The 14,321-nt window shown below is 64.9% G+C and carries 15 protein-coding genes and 1 pseudogene; 6 read left to right on the top strand and 10 right to left on the bottom strand.

Annotation, left to right across the window (positions count from 1 at the left end; genetic code table 11):
* The 6 genes from shc to BN2475_RS01440 form a co-directional block, all read right to left on the bottom strand.
* Positions 1–2,043 (bottom strand): squalene--hopene cyclase, encoded by a 2,043-nt coding sequence (shc, locus tag BN2475_RS01465; RefSeq protein WP_094777810.1) that lies wholly within the window; start codon positions 2,041–2,043, stop codon positions 1–3.
* Entirely contained in the window at positions 2,040–3,305 is a 1,266-nt protein-coding gene (gene hpnE / locus BN2475_RS01460; protein ID WP_094777809.1) for a hydroxysqualene dehydroxylase HpnE, read from the bottom strand. Before hpnE ends, shc begins: the two co-directional genes overlap by 4 nt.
* A gap of 4 nt (positions 3,306–3,309) precedes the next feature.
* Complete coding sequence (gene hpnD / locus BN2475_RS01455; RefSeq protein WP_094777808.1) at positions 3,310–4,158, bottom strand: presqualene diphosphate synthase HpnD; 849 nt, start codon at positions 4,156–4,158, stop codon at positions 3,310–3,312.
* Positions 4,159–4,395: 237 nt separating this feature from the next.
* Complete coding sequence (locus BN2475_RS01450; protein ID WP_094777807.1) at positions 4,396–5,337, bottom strand: sensor domain-containing diguanylate cyclase; 942 nt, start codon at positions 5,335–5,337, stop codon at positions 4,396–4,398.
* Entirely contained in the window at positions 5,334–5,957 is a 624-nt protein-coding gene (locus BN2475_RS01445; RefSeq protein WP_094777806.1) for a chemotaxis protein CheC, read from the bottom strand. Before BN2475_RS01445 ends, BN2475_RS01450 begins: the two co-directional genes overlap by 4 nt.
* Entirely contained in the window at positions 5,950–6,318 is a 369-nt protein-coding gene (locus BN2475_RS01440; protein WP_094777805.1) for a response regulator, read from the bottom strand. The genes BN2475_RS01445 and BN2475_RS01440 overlap by 8 nt, the downstream gene beginning before the upstream one ends.
* Positions 6,319–7,005: 687 nt before the next feature.
* Between BN2475_RS01440 and BN2475_RS01435 the strand changes: the two genes are divergently transcribed.
* Positions 7,006–9,300: a hybrid sensor histidine kinase/response regulator gene (locus BN2475_RS01435; protein WP_094777804.1), complete on the top strand. Its 2,295-nt coding sequence runs from the start codon at positions 7,006–7,008 to the stop codon at positions 9,298–9,300.
* 239 nt (positions 9,301–9,539) lie between these two features.
* Positions 9,540–10,619, top strand: coding sequence for a hypothetical protein (locus BN2475_RS01430; protein WP_094777803.1), 1,080 nt, complete (start codon positions 9,540–9,542; stop codon positions 10,617–10,619).
* Between the two features lie 112 nt (positions 10,620–10,731).
* On the opposite strand, the gene BN2475_RS01425 is transcribed toward BN2475_RS01430, so the two are convergent.
* Complete coding sequence (locus BN2475_RS01425) at positions 10,732–11,286, bottom strand: NADPH-dependent FMN reductase (protein WP_094777802.1); 555 nt, start codon at positions 11,284–11,286, stop codon at positions 10,732–10,734.
* 358 nt (positions 11,287–11,644) lie between these two features.
* Between BN2475_RS01425 and BN2475_RS01420 the strand changes: the two genes are divergently transcribed.
* Positions 11,645–11,860 (top strand): hypothetical protein, encoded by a 216-nt coding sequence (locus BN2475_RS01420; RefSeq protein WP_094777801.1) that lies wholly within the window; start codon positions 11,645–11,647, stop codon positions 11,858–11,860.
* Between the two features lie 187 nt (positions 11,861–12,047).
* Here the strand turns inward: BN2475_RS01420 and BN2475_RS36155 are convergent, their stop codons facing one another.
* Positions 12,048–12,179, bottom strand: a complete 132-nt coding sequence (locus tag BN2475_RS36155) for a hypothetical protein (RefSeq protein WP_257030615.1) — start codon at positions 12,177–12,179, stop codon at positions 12,048–12,050.
* 451 nt (positions 12,180–12,630) lie between these two features.
* Between BN2475_RS36155 and BN2475_RS01415 the strand changes: the two genes are divergently transcribed.
* Both BN2475_RS01415 and BN2475_RS01410 read left to right on the top strand, forming a co-directional pair.
* Complete coding sequence (locus tag BN2475_RS01415; RefSeq protein WP_094777800.1) at positions 12,631–13,239, top strand: RNA polymerase factor sigma-70; 609 nt, start codon at positions 12,631–12,633, stop codon at positions 13,237–13,239.
* Positions 13,226–13,429 (top strand): zf-HC2 domain-containing protein, encoded by a 204-nt coding sequence (locus BN2475_RS01410; protein ID WP_094777799.1) that lies wholly within the window; start codon positions 13,226–13,228, stop codon positions 13,427–13,429. The genes BN2475_RS01415 and BN2475_RS01410 overlap by 14 nt, the downstream gene beginning before the upstream one ends.
* A 99-nt stretch (positions 13,430–13,528) precedes the next feature.
* Here BN2475_RS01410 and BN2475_RS01405 read toward each other — a convergent pair whose 3' ends face one another.
* Both BN2475_RS01405 and BN2475_RS36435 read right to left on the bottom strand, forming a co-directional pair.
* Complete coding sequence (locus tag BN2475_RS01405; RefSeq protein WP_094777798.1) at positions 13,529–13,819, bottom strand: DUF1272 domain-containing protein; 291 nt, start codon at positions 13,817–13,819, stop codon at positions 13,529–13,531.
* Positions 13,820–13,950: 131 nt separating this feature from the next.
* Positions 13,951–14,073, bottom strand: a complete 123-nt coding sequence (locus tag BN2475_RS36435; RefSeq protein WP_425435443.1) for a hypothetical protein — start codon at positions 14,071–14,073, stop codon at positions 13,951–13,953.
* Between BN2475_RS36435 and BN2475_RS36430 the strand changes: the two are divergent.
* Positions 14,072–14,321: pseudogene (locus tag BN2475_RS36430) on the top strand (hypothetical protein); the annotation flags it as partial. The gene BN2475_RS36435 and the pseudogene BN2475_RS36430 sit on opposite strands and share 2 nt — an antisense overlap.

The following is a 14,321-nucleotide window of genomic DNA, read 5'->3' as shown; positions in this document are numbered from 1 at the left end:
TTACATCCCGACCGTGACGCGCGTGAGCCCGTTGCGCTTCAGGTGACGGAAGCGCGCCAGCGCCCACAGCGGGAAGAACTTGCGATAGCCGTGGTAGCGCAGATAGAACACGCGCGGAAAACCGGTCGCGGTGAAACGCGTTTCGTCCCACAAGCCGTGCTCGCGCTGTTCGCGCTGCAGATAGTCGATGCCGCGTGCGACGGCTTCGTGATTGACCTCGCCGGCCGCCATCAGGCCCATCACCGCCCACGCGGTCTGCGACGCGGTGCTCGGCGCGCGCTCGTAGCCGCGATAGTCGAGCTTGTAGCTCTCGCCGCCCTCGCCCCAGCCGCCGTCCGCATTCTGGATCGACAGCAGCCATTGCACCGCGCGCTTCATGCGCGGGTCGTCGTGCGGCATGCCCGCGGCGTTCAGCGAACACAGCGCGGTCCACGTGCCGTAGATGTAGTTCAGGCCCCAGCGGCCGTACCAGCTGCCGTCCGACTCCTGTTCCTGCAGCATGTACGCGAATGCGCGCTGCGCTGGCTCGCTGTTCTGCGGCAGTTCGCCGAGTTGCGCGAACATCGACAGACAGCGGCCCGACACGTCGGCAGTCGGCGGATCGAGCAAGGCGCCGTGATCGGCGAACGGAATGTTGTTCAGGTAATACTGGGTGTTTTCCGGCTCGAACGCGCCCCAGCCGCCGTCGCTGCTCTGCATGCCGACCACCCATTCGCGCGCGCGCGCAATCGCCTCGCGATCCACAGCCGATTGCGTGAGCGCCGCCGAGCGCTGCATCGCCATCGCGACCACCGCCGTATCGTCGACGTCCGGGTAATGCGCGTTGTTGTACTGGAACGCCCAGCCGCCAGGACGCACATTCGGCCGACGCGAAATCCAGTCGCCGCGCACGTCGAGAATCTGCAGCGGACGCAGCCACGCGAGCCCACGTTCGGCCGCCTGTTCGGCACGCGCTTCGCCGGTTTCGAGCAGCGCGTGCGCGGCAAGCGACGTATCCCATACCGGCGACAGACACGGCTGGCAATATGCTTCGTCGTCCTTGATAAGGAGCAGCTTGTCGACCGACTGCCGCGCGATCGCGCGATTCGGGTGATCGGCCGGATAGCCGAGCACGTCGTACATCATCACGCTGTTGGCCATCGCCGGGAAAATCGCGCCGAGGCCGTCTTCGCCGTTCAGCCGTTCGTCGACGAACGCCACCGCCGCCCGCACCGCGCGCTCACGCGTGGCTTTCGGCAACAGGCCGTCGACCGCGCGCAGCACCGCGTCCACGCCGCGGAAAAAGCTGAACCAGCCGACATGCTGATGCGGTGCCCGTTCGTTCATACCGGTATTGACCGGCGCGCCGCGAAATAGCTCGTCGATACGGACCTTGCGCGGGTTGCGCGCGAGCGGCCGCCTGGCGTTGAGCACCAGCAGCGGCACGATCACGGTACGCGCCCAGTACGACACCTTCGACAGGTGGAACGGGAACCACATCGGCAACAGCATGATCTCGACGGGCATCATCGGCACGGCGCGCCACGACACCACGCCGAACAGCGCGAGCAGAATCCGCGTGAAGACGTTCGCTTTTTCGGCGCCGCCATGCGCGAGAATCGCCTCGCGTGCGCGCACCATGTGCTCGGCATCCGCCGGATCGCCGATCATCTTCAGCGCGAAGTACGCCTTCACGCTGGCGCTGATGTCGAGCGCGCCATCGGCGAACAGCGGCCAGCCGCCGTTCGGCAACTGGATGCGGCGCAGATAGCGCGCGATCTTCTGCTCCAGTTCCAGGTTCGGCGTTTCGCCGAGATAGTGAACCAGCAGCACGTATTCGGCGGGAATCGTCGCGTCGGCTTCGAGTTCGTAGACCCAGTGACCGTCCGGCTTTTGCGCGGCGAGGATCGCGTCGGTGGCGCGCGTGATCGCGGCATCGAGCGACGCGCTCGAAGCGCTCGACGCCGCGGACGCGAACGGCTCGACGGCCGCAGCGGGTGGCACCGCGTCGGTGTGGTCGGGCAGGACGTCGTCCAGTGGCTGGGCTTGAGATAAGTCGTTCATCGGCGTTCCATCGGTTCATTCAGCAACGTATCCGCGGCCTTCTGGCCGGAGCGGATCGCGCCTTCAATCGTCGCGGGCAGACCGGTGGCGGTCCAGTCGCCCGCAAGCATCAGGTTATTCCAGCGAGTGCGCGTGCCGGGACGCAGCGTTTCCTGGTCCGGCAGCGCGGCAAACGTCGCGCGTTTTTCCATCGCCACCTGCCAGGCCGGCATCGGCGCAGCAGGCAGATCGACCGCTTGAGCCACTTCGGCCCAGACGGTGGCCGCGAGTGCTTCAGGCGACGTGTCGAGCAGACGCTCGGCCGCGTCAAGTGTTACCGACAGGCGGCCGTCGAACGCGAACAGCCATTCGGCGGTCGCGTTCAGCAACCCGGTGACCGGCGCCATGCCGAACGGCGGCTCGACCGCAAAGTGCACGTTGACGGTCGACCCAAAGCGATTCGGCGCGCGCAACCCCGGCACGAGCGTCGGCGCGATCTCCGGCGACACCGCGAGAATCACGGCCTGGTTCGCGTCGAGCGTGACGCTCTGGTCGGCGAAATGCAGCGCCTGCACGCGGCCGGCGTCCGTGAAGACGATATCCCGCAGCCGCGAACCCAGTTTGATCGTTGCGCCGCCATGTTGCAGCAACCGTAACGCCGGATCGACGAATGCGCTGCCCAGACCGTTGCGCGCCACCAGCGGCCGGCACGCGATGCCGCCAGCCAGCAGGGTCTCGCGCACCATCGCGCCGGTCAATTCCGCCGACGCTTCGCGCGGCTCGAGGTTCAGCATCGCATGAAACAGCGGCCGCAGCAGCCGGTCCCATAGCGGGCCGTTGCAGCGCATGGTCTGCGCAACGCTGCGGCCGGGCTTGGCGAACAACAGCGGCGCGAGCGCCAGATAGTCGCCCGGACCGGTATTCGGCACGCGCGCATGCGGGTCGAAAATCCACCACGGCAGATGTCCCGGCGACATGCGTACGGTCCAGCGCGCCCGCGTGGCCAGGTCGACGAACGGATACACGGGCTGCTGCGGGCCGATCAGTTCGTCGGCGGCGCCGATCGCCCGCGTGTAGCTGAGCGTCGCGGCATTGCCCGACAGCACCATGTGATTGCCGCTGTCGAGGGTCGCGCCCAGCTTCTCGTCGTAGTACGAACGGCAACGGCCACCGGCCTGCGCCGCCGCTTCATGCAGCACGACTTGCGCGCCGCGCCGCTGCAACTGCACGGCGGCGGCCAGCCCGGCGAGGCCCGCACCGACCACATGGACGAGCCTCGCCATCAGCTCAGAAGAGCGCGTAACGCGCGACGATCCACAGCATGCGCAGCCGCGGCTTGTTGACCTTGGTGCGCGGAATGTCGAAGCCGCGCTCCAGCGTGCGCTCGAGCAGCAAACGATAGACGCCCGACATGATGCGCGGCGCCCGCACGTGACTGCGCGGCTCGCGGTCCATGATCGCGTCGGACGCGGCGAAGTGTTGCCGGGCGCGCTCGGCGAGCGTTGCGCACACACGCGGCAGCGACGGATCGTCGGCGATCTGCAGGGGGTCGCTCACAGCGATGCCTTCGCGTGCGAGCAATTCGCGCGGCAGGTAGCAGCGGTTGATACCGGCGTCTTCGTCGATATCGCGCAGGATGTTGGTCAGTTGCAGCGCGCGACCCAGATGGTGCGCGAGCAGACGGCCGGGCTCGTCCTGCATCCCGAATATTCTCACCGACAGACGGCCCGCCGCGCTGGCGACGCGGTCGCAGTAGAGGTCGAGCGTGGCTTCGTCGGGCGCGCAGATGTCGGCGGCGGCGTCCATCGCCATGCCATCGATCATCGCGTGAAAATCTTCGCGATGCAGGTGAAACGTGTGAATGTGCCGCGTCAGCGCGCTCAGCGAAGCACGCGGCGCGCCGGCATAGCACGCGTCGATGTCGGCGCGCCAGCACTCGAGCGCGGCAGCGCGTTCGGCGCGCGGCATGTCGCTGTCGGCGATATCGTCGACAGCGCGGCAGAACGCGTAGACCTGATACATTGCATCGCGCTGCGCGGCCGGCAGAATGCGCATCGCGAGATAGAACGAGCTGCCGGACGTGGCGGCAGCGGCGTCGATTTCTGTATCGTCCACGACGAGATTGGAAACAGCCAAGACGATCTCCGCTGGAGGCGCCCGCTGAAAGGCGTTCAAAGAGGTTTGATGGCTACCCGCAGGGCAGGCGGCCCGCGCGTGCGGACCCGCGCGAAACACCCGGCAGGCATGCCGGAAACGGCGAAAAGTATATCAACGTTTGGCAGACGCCGCAGTTTCGTCGGTGGATAAAGGGCCAGGAACGCGAGAGGCACGGCCACCTCGGCAACCGTACCGGCCGGCGGCCCACCCTGCGCACTATCGTCGAAAGGCGACCGAGCGGTTGCGTCCCTGCCGCTTCGCGCTGTACAGCGCCGCGTCGGCCTCGTTGATCAGCACGTCATAGGTCGGCACGCCCTCGCGCGCCGCGGCGCCGCCGACGCTCGCCGTCACCGGCACGCTGGTGCCCAGCACCTCGACCGGCGTATCGGCGATCACGCAGCGGATCTTGTCGGCGACGCGCATCGCATCGGCAAGCGGCGTGCACGGCAGCAGCAGCGCGAACTCCTCGCCGCCGAAGCGCCCGAACGTGTCCTGCGCCCGCACCACCTCGGCAACGCGCTGCGTCATCACGCGCAACACCGTATCGCCGACACCGTGACCGAACTGGTCGTTGATCTTCTTGAAGTAGTCGAGATCGAACAGCAGCATCGACATGTCGCCGCCATAGCGCTGCCAGCGCGTGAATTCATCGCGCAGGCGCGCCTCGAAGAACCGGCGGTTGGCGATACCCGTCAGACCGTCGCGATCCGCGTACTCCTGGAGCTTCGCGACCGCCTCTTCGCGCTCGCGCTGCACGATGCTCACATGCGTGACGTCCGAGATCGTTACGCACACCGCCACCACTTCGCGATCGCGCATCAGCGGCATGAACGTGCAGTCCTGCTGCATGAAGTCGACCCCGCCGGTGATCGGTCGGTCATGATCGAACCTGAACAGATACGGGCGCTGCTCCCACGAGCTGAACGCAAACGTGCCGAGTTGAAACACGCTTTCGATCTTGCGCGCGAGCCACACGCGCGGCAGTTCCGGAAAGTGTGCATACAGCGACTGGCCGACCACCTGTTGCGCCGACAAACCGCTGTGATCCTGCATGAAGCGATTCCACATGAGCACATTCATGTCGCGGTCGACCACGAAGATGCCGAAGCCAACGCGCTCGACCACCAGCTCGCTCAATGATTCCACGGACACGGTCATAGGCTGGACAACAGCGCGTCGAGCGCCACGTTCATATGGCGAATCGACTCTTCGGCCATCAGAATCACGAGATGCGCGCGAAAGCGGTGATCCTCGAGCGCGAAATTCACTTCGACCAGCAACGCCACCTGCCACTGCAGCACGCCGGGCTGGAAGACTTCGTCGAGCGTCATCGCTTCGCCGAGCAGACCCGGCGCGGAAAACACCGGTGTGCGGCCGAGCTGGTCGAGAATCGACGACACGCACGCGCCAGCCAGCACGTTCGCGACATCGAACATCAGTTCGCGCTGGCTCACCGCCTCGTAGCTCGAGCGCGCGTACGGATCGCTGACGAGCGAGCACAACTGCGCGATGCTGTCGCTGCGGCAGATCACCAGCGCCTCGCCCTTGATGTCGGAGCGAAAGCCCTGACGCACCGCGCTCACCGTGTCCTCGATGCCCGTCATCGCGCGCAGCTCCTGCGCCGCCTGGCTGACCGCCACCACCTTCACGCGCGGCACCGATAGTTCGATGAACGAATCGAGCAGCCGCGCGAGGCGCGTCGCGGCCTGGCCCATCGCCAGATTGGCGACCTCTTGCAGCGCGTCGCGCTGATCTTCGGTGAGGACTGGCTCAGACATACAACCCGTACTCCTTGAGGATGGGCAGTACCGCCTCGGGCGTCACAGGCTTGGCGATGAACGCGGCCGCGCCGAGCGTGCGCACGCGCGCCTGCGCCATCGGCTGAACGTCGGCGGAAACGACGATCACGAAGGTATTGAGATCCTCGTGCTGCAAGGCTTCCAGCACCTGATAGCCGGTCATGTCCGGCATGGTCAGGTCGAGGAACATCACCGACGCCTTGCCCGCGCGATACAGATCGAGCGCCTCACGCCCGTTCGATGCATAGGACACGTCGATATCCCAATCCGGCGGCAATGCCCTGGTGAGCACCTTGCGGGCAAGCAGCGAATCATCGGCGATCACGATAGGCAAAGACATGGGCAGCTCAAGGAGCGGAGTTATCTCATACGCATTAACGGCGGGCAGGCGGATTTCTTTAGCGCGAGCTCTGTCGACCGGTGGCAAGGCGCGATGACGCCTGCTGGAATGCGGGTGACCTGCGAGCGGCAAGCGTACGCGGCGACGCGCGTTCGGCGTATTCGGCGGCCCCACGTGAAGGTGTGTGCGCGCAATGGACGACGATTGTGACCGGCATGTTCGAAGCCTACCCCGTAGATCAATCTGCGCGACTTCGTGGAGCGGGCTGTTCCCGTTGCCGCGCGTGGCTGCCGCGAATGCCTCGGCTCACGCGCGTCACGCATGGCCTCGCTGCCCTCGCGGCGAATGCGTCCGAACATGGCAGACGGATTTTTATCGTGGGATGGATTTTCAGAGTAAATTCGCGCAAAGGCAACTCGGCAAATTCGCATTCGCTAATGATATTTTCCGTTTCTGCTCGATACTTAAAATATTCGAATAGATTTTTCGTGCTTTCTTTTACATTTATACTTTTGTGTACGTTTGCGCTTCCCGATTCGTCGCTGTTTAAAAAAACAGACAAATGTGGGTTGGCGAACCTCCACCTGTTCGTAACGGGTAACTTCTACCGCCGCAGCCCGTCTATGCTTCTCTTGTGAAGCCGGCTCCCGGCCTCCTGGTCCCGAACGATTTTGGCTTTATCGAAACATGACACCAAACCGGTTCGAACCATCTCGCGCGCACCGCCTGTCCAGCAGTGCCGCCCACCGGCCGGACGAGGCGTCGTTCCCGGCGGTGCCGGAACAGAATTTCCACGTGCGGCGCATCACGCTGATCGCGCTGCTGGTCGCGGCGATCGTGCTGCCGTGCGTGTACGTCGCGGCGATGGCGCTGTCCGATCTGCATACGCGCGAGGCCGACGCAACGGATGTGACGCTGCGCACGGTGCGCGTGGCCGAAGAGCACGCGCTGAAAGTGTTCGACATGAACGAGACGCTCAACGCGCGCATCATCGACCTGACCGCTGGTCTGGATGACGAAGGCATCAGCGCCCGCGAAACCGAGATTCACGAGAAGCTGCGCACCATGGGCGGCGGCTACCCGCAGGTGGCCGCGGTGTCGATCTTCGGGCACGAGGGCGCGCTGCTCGCCAGCAGCCGCTATTACCCGTCGCCGGTGCTGTCGATACGCGAGCGCGACGATTTCATGGGCATTCGCGCGGGCCAGCAACTCGAACACGTGTCGAAGGTGATGACGGGCCATGTGACCGGCGAGCAGGTGTTCAACATGGGCGTGGCGCGCAAGGCCGCCGACGGCTCGTTCGCCGGGTTGGTGTCGATCGCGCTGCGGCCCAGCTATTTCGACGCGTTCTACCGCGAACTGCTCGGCGGCAGCGACCGCACGCCGATGATCATGACGCTGGTCCGCACCGATGGCGCGGTGCTCGCGCATTTTCCGCGCAACCCTCGCGAGCCGGCGGTCATGGCGGCACATTCGCCGTTCGCCGAAGCCGTCGCGCAAGGACGGCGCGCCGGCGTGGTGCGGATGCGCTCGAATGTCGACGACGACGATCTGATCGTGGCGTTCCGCCATATCGGCTCGTATCCCGTGTACGTGCTGTGCGGCTATCGCACGTCGGCGATCCGGGCCGCGTGGTACCGGCGCCTGAGCGTCCTGATCCTGTCGATGTTCACGCCGTCGATCGCGCTGTGGTGCGTGATCTGGCTGTCGCTGCGGCGCCTCGGTGCGGAAGAGGAGGCGTGGGAGCGCTGGCAGGCCGAAGCGTCGATGCGCCGCTCGATCGAATCCGCGTACCGGCAGTCGCGCAAGATGGAAGCGCTCGGCACGCTGGTCGGCAGCGTCGCGCATGATTTCAACAATCTGCTGATGATCCTGTCGGCCAACGTGCAGATTGCGCGGCGGCGTGGCGTGACCGGGCTCGATCGCGAACTGTCGGCGATGGAGCGGGCCCTCAAGAGCGGCCAGTCGCTCACCCGGCAACTGCTCGGCGTCGCGCGCAAGCAACCGTTGCGCACGGAAACGCTGTCGCTCGAACGCTGGCTGCCGACGTGCCGCGAATTGCTGCGCGCGTCGCTCGGCGCGAAGGTATCGCTGGTGATCGATCCCGGGGTCGACACGTGGCCGATGCGCGTCGACATCGCCGAGCTGGAACTGGCGCTGATCAACATCGCCGTGAACGCTCGCGACGCGATGGCCAATGGCGGGCGCTTCATGGTGCGGGCGACCAACATCGTGTTCCGGCGCGAGGATGGGTTCCCGCTGATTGGCGACTTCGTGCAACTGTCGCTCGAAGATACCGGCGTCGGTATGGCGCCCGACATACTGGCGCGCGCCTTCGAGCCGCTCTTCACGACCAAGCCGAAGGGCATGGGCACCGGCCTCGGCTTGCCGCAGGTTTTCGCGTTCTGCGAGAGCTCGGGCGGACTCGCCGCGATCGACAGCGCGGTCGGCGCAGGCACCTCGGTGCGCCTCTACCTGCCGCGCGCCACCGGCGAGCCGGAAGCCGCCGGACCGGTCGAAACGGGCGCCGGCGAGAGCGGCGCATCGCACGGACTGCGCATCCTGCTGGTCGAGGACAACGAAGAAGTCGCCGCCGGCACCGAAGCCCTGCTGCAGATGATGGGACACCAGGTCACGTGCGTGTTCAACGCCGATACGGCGCTGCGCCTGTTCGACGATGCGCACGCGAAGCAGGTCAGCACCGGCGAGCCACTGCCGTTCGATGTCGTGCTGTCGGACATCCACATGCCCGGCGCGATGAACGGCATCGATCTGGCCGAAGCGGTGCTCGCGTTCGACACCAGACTGCCGGTCATTCTCGTCACCGGCTACGCGGAAGAACTCGACCGCGCGCGGCACGTGGACGTGCGGGTGCTGTCCAAACCCTTCGATATCCGCCTGCTGGAACAGATGCTCGAAGCGATCCAGCACGACCTCGCGCAAAGCGGCACCGATCCGGCGACGACACATCCGGCGCAGTAAAGCTCGCGACAGCGGGTTTGGCGCCACGGGCCTGGCGCCCTTTACCTAGGGTTGTAAAAACGCGGCGGTGACACACCGCGCTTTTTCCTATGACTCATCCCGAGCGGACTGGCTTTGCGCGGCGCGCGAGCGCGTGACGCGTGGCGAGCGTCCGGCATGGTTGTTGCACGACTAAACAGATGCAGGGGGCCGCGCGTTGCAGCGCCGCCCGCTGCGCCTGAATACGTGGGGAGACGACCATGCAACATATGGTGATCGGTTTATTCGACACATATACCCAAGCGGAGACTGCCCGCGACACGCTCGTACAGACCGGCTTTGGACGCGACACGATTGAGTTGCAGGCGCCCCCAGAGCCGTCCATCGGCTCGGCAACCGAGGAAGTCGCTGGCGCCGGCGTGCTGGCGAATATCGAGCGCTTTCTGTCGAGCCTGTTCGCCACCGACTCCCATCCGCTGGACACCGCCCGCTACGCCGAAGCCGTGCGCCGTGGCGCGGTGCTGGTGTGCGTGCGCGCAGCCAGCGAATCGCACGCGGAACTCGCCCGCAATACCTTGACGAGGCTGGGTGCGACCGAGGTCGGCGAACGCTCGCGCGATTGGCGAACCCCGACGGCAGGCAGACGCGATCACTCGATACTCGATGAACTGGGCATCGGCGCGGTGACGCCGGGCACGCCGCACACGTCGAGCGTGACGACGCCCGCTGGAGCGCCACGCGCGGCAGACGCGCCCAGCGGCGCGAGACCGGACACGAGCGCCCCGGACGCGGCGACTCCGGGCACGACCAGCCGGCCTGCCACGAGGATCGAACCGCGCTATGCGGTGCCGCCTGGCAACACCGACGCCGAGCCTTTCGTCCCACCGCCGCTCAGCGAGCGGCCGACGCTCGATCCGCTGAACGAACCGGTCACCGACCCGCTGGTCGGCGATGCGGGGCGCAGCGCGATTGCCGCCGGCTCGGTGCCGGGCTCAGGCGCCGTGATGCAGCCGCCGAAAGACATTCCGGAAGGCGGGCAGCCGGGCGCCGGTCCGGGTGAGCAGATACCGAACGAATATCTGGAGTACGAAGAAGATTTCCGCTCGCACTACGACGAGCAATACGCCACCGAAGATGCGCGCTACGAAGACTACGTGCCGGCTTATCGCTATGGCGCGGAAATAGGTCGCGACGAGCGCTTCCGTAACCGCACCTGGGACGACGTCGAACCGGAAGCCCGGCGCCACTGGGAAAAGACCTCGCCCGATAGCACGTGGGAGCGTTTCAAGCTCGCGGTGCGTCACGGGTGGGAACGAGTGACGGGACATCAACACAGGTAAAAAAACGGGGCAGCGGCGACGGCGGTCATTCAGGCATTGACGACCGCCGTCTCTCGATGCGTGCCGGACAGGTGGGGGCCGCTCCAATCGACGGACGACGGCGGCGCTCGCTTCAGGCAGCGGTGTGCCGCTTGACCCACTCGACGTAGCGATCGACGAATTTCTGCAGGAACTTGCGCGTGCCGTCGTTGAGGATCTCGCCATTTTCGTTGATCACGGCCGGGTCGTGCTTGATGAAGACCTCGGGCTGACCCATGGTTGGGACGTCGAGATAGGCCAGCGTGTTGCGCAGATGCTGTTGCGCCAGCGCCGAGCCGGTCGCGCCGACCGACGTGCCGATCACCGCGCCGGGCTTGTTGGCCCACGAATTCGTGCCCCACGGGCGCGAACCCCAGTCGATCGCGTTTTTCAGCACGCCGGGCATCGACCGGTTGTATTCGGGCGTGACGAACAGCAGGCCATCGGCGGCTTCGACACGCTGCTTCAGGTGTTTGCCGGCTTCGGGATAGTCGGCGTCATACTCCTGGCTGTAGAGCGGCAAACCGCCGATCTCGATGTATTCGAAGGTGAAATCGGCCGGCGCAAGCGAAATCACCGCTTTTGCCAGCTGACGATTGAACGAGTCCCGGCGCAGGCTGCCGACGACGACTGCAATGTGATGGGCCATGGTTCGCTTCCTCGATGACAGGCGCTTGACGCGCGAAGGGTACGAACTGTCCATCATAGGCAAAAGCCGCGCGAGTGGTGGCGGCCGGGTGGCAAATAACGGCGGCTTGCCAACATTGGAGATGCGGCGGGGCGACCGCCGGTGGATAACCTCGCGAACCACCAAAGTTATCCACAGTTTCGCTGAATAACTTTGTGGATAACTGGTACTTTTGCCTTGTCAATCAAGCATGCCTTCGGCTTGGGACGATTTGAGGCAAATGCGTAATGAAAAGGTGCCGGACCGGATGCACATTGGGCGGCGGGCAAGACGACCGACGACGTGCATTGAGCGAACCGACTTTCTGGAGGATCCAGCCATGAGTCTGAACTACGCAGGCAAATCCCACGATGAAGCGGTGGCTGCTCGCAAGAAGGAAAAGCAGCGGTCACAGGAACAACCCGGCGGCGATATGGCCGTCGACGGTACGCAAGCCGACAAGGTGCATAGCAGCGGCGAACTGTCCGAACGCGGCAAGCAGGTGTGGCGTACGGGTGCCGGGATGGACGGCGGCGGGAAAACTGGCCGTCGGTAGCAACACCGATAGCGGTATTGGGATGCGGCGTGCGGTGCGCCGGCTGCGCCCAATGACTCAGTCCAGTTCCCGTCTGAATGCAAAAAGGGCGCCGTTATCGATGCCCTTTTTGCGACTTCGAAACACGGCAGCCTTGACGGACCCAGCCTGCACCGGCCATTGGCCCGGCCACGTCCGTTGGCCGATATCAGTTGCCAAAGAACACGTTGCAGTAAGATGCCGGGCCGTTGCACTGCGCCGGAGCCGCAGCGTGAGCTGCGCCGGAAGCAGCAGCAAACAGGGCGACGGAAGCGATCAGGGCGGAAAGAATGCGTTTCATGGTGCTACTCCTCTTCAGCGTGTGGTTCGCGATCGGTGCGATCGGATGGGCTGAAGAATAACGACTCGTTGTCCGCCTACAAACAGCAAAGACAGGAAGACATTTTTTCAATTAATGAAATGATTTGAAATGAGCTGGCATGTACCTGGGGCGGCCGAATTCCAGACCTGTCTTCGGTGTCAGTGGGGATTCGAGATACGCGCGAACGGCATTGATTTCAATTTGCGCAATAATATTTTTCCGTTGTCATAAGTGCGCCGCCCGCGCGACCAAGCTCATCTCTTGATCGAATGTCGGCGGCCTTATGTTCAGCACCAATTCGCTTATGCGGGAACGTGAAGGAGAATGGCGCACGTATCCGCAGATAACACGAGGACGCCCCTTCGCTCATGAACGACAAGGTTCGAGAAGATCACGCGCGGCAACCGCGGACGCATCGACGGAGCACGCGATGGCGCAACTAGGCGGCCCGGCGCTCGACGATCCCGTGTATCTGGCGCAGTTGCGGCGCGACCTCGTGCGCTTTGCCCGTTTGCAGTTGCGCGACGCCGCGGCCGCCGAGGACGCTGTGCAGGAAGCCCTGACCGCCGCATGGACGCAGGCCGACAGGTTCGCCGCGCAGTCGGAACACAAGACCTGGGTGTTCGGCATCTTGCGGCACAAGCTGATTGACACGCTGCGAGCGCGGCAACGCACGATCAACCTGTCGGCGCTCGAATCCGAACTCGACGGCGAGGCGCTGCTCGATCGGGAACTGTTCAACGACAATGGCCACTGGTCGCGCGCTGCCAAACCGCGTCCATGGCCGACGCCCGAAACCGCGCTGCGTCAGCAGCAGTTCTGGACCCTGTTCGAGATCTGCCTGGAGCATCTGCCCGAGCACATCGGCCGGGTGTTCATGATGCGCGAATTCCTCGATCTCGAGATTGAGGCCATTTGCACCGAACTGCAGATCACCGCCAATCACTGCAGCGTGCTGATCTACCGCGCACGGCTGCGTTTGCGCACCTGCCTGAGCGAGAAGGGCCTATCCAGCGAGGACGCGAATGGGGAAGTGTAAAAACATCACGCGCCTGTTGTCCGACGCTCTCGACCGCTCGCTGACGACCGGCGAGTGGGTCGCGATCCGGCTGCATCTGCCGACTTGTAGCGGCTGCCGCAACTATCGCAAACAGATCCGTCTGTTGCGCGTGGCCGCGCATACGGCGAGTGGAAGTGCGACGCCGGGTGCGGTGCAGCGCGATGAGTAAAACCCGTGCGCGTGTGGGTAGGCATGGGCGGGGATTCTGCGTGGAGCGTGCCTATGCGTATCGTGCAGCGTATAGGCACGGTAGGCACAGCCGCGCCGGCTAACGCTCGCCAGCAGGCGTGTCCCGATAGCGTTCGAAAAAGCGCGCGTGCGACGCTTCGTCGATCGGGCCAACGTGCGCTTCGATACGAGCAGGATGTTTCTCGAGCTGCGCACGCGTGCGAATCGGTCGATGCTGGAAATTGCCGCCGCAATTCGGGCACACATTGCGCAATCTGCTAAGCGCGCAGACTTCGCAGAAGGTGCATTCGTACGTGCAGATCATCGCGTCGGACGCGTTCGGCGGCAGTGACTTGCCACATCCTTCGCAAGTCGGTCTCAGTTCAAGCATGACAGTGGCTCCGCTTTTCAGGAGGCGCGGGGTGCGCCTCGCCTGCCGGCAAGTGTAAGCGGCCGGCGCTTCTCGCAAAAGACCGCCGGGCGGCACATCCTGTCGACGCTCCGTGAGACCCGTTGCACCCGTTATGTCAACGCGCTCTGCAACACCAGTGTCGACGCGAGGCCGACCATGGAGACGATCGTCTGCAACACCGAACAGATGGGCAGCGTCAGTTTCAATGGGAGTCCGAAGTATTTGCGTGCCATGCAGACGCTGGCATCGCTGACGTGGCAGAAGAACACCGCGCGTGTCGATCGCCAGCGCCATCGGCGAATCGTGCGTCGCGCTCAGGTCGGCGGCGACTGGCGCGACGATACCGTGTGGACCAGCATCAGCATGACAGGCGACAGGATCGTGACCAGCGAAAGCGCCAATCCCGGCGCTCGGCTCGGCTCGGCTCGGCTCGGCTCGGCTCGGCTCGGCTCGGCTCGGCTCGGCTCGGCTCGGCGGTGCG

Source organism: Paraburkholderia ribeironis, assembly GCF_900019265.1.
GTDB classification, from domain to species: domain Bacteria; phylum Pseudomonadota; class Gammaproteobacteria; order Burkholderiales; family Burkholderiaceae; genus Paraburkholderia; species Paraburkholderia ribeironis.
Note: the sequence above shows the minus strand (reverse complement) of the source record. Positions and strands in the feature narration are given on the sequence as shown.